This window comes from Psychromonas aquatilis, assembly GCF_038155185.1.
GTDB classification, from domain to species: domain Bacteria; phylum Pseudomonadota; class Gammaproteobacteria; order Enterobacterales; family Psychromonadaceae; genus Psychromonas; species Psychromonas aquatilis.
On sequence record NZ_JBAKAZ010000449.1, the window covers coordinates 1 to 210 of the forward strand.

Sequence of the window (210 nt, forward strand, 5' to 3'; positions counted from 1 at the left end):
CGGATTTACGTGTACGTTTAAGCTTTGATGAAGAAGCAAAAACGATCAATATCAGTGATAACGTTATCGTGATGACTCGCGATGAAGTGATCGAGCATTTAGGTACAATTGCTAAGTCAGGTACTAGTGACTTCTTCGAACAGCTATCAGGCGATCAAGTTAAAGATTCACAATTTATTGGTCAGTTTGGTGTTGGTTTCTACTCTGCAT

At 39.0% G+C, this 210-nt stretch carries 1 pseudogene; it reads left to right on the plus strand.

Annotated elements, in window-relative coordinates:
* Nucleotides 1-210 (plus strand): annotated as a pseudogene (locus tag V6256_RS16125) (molecular chaperone HtpG); the annotation flags it as partial.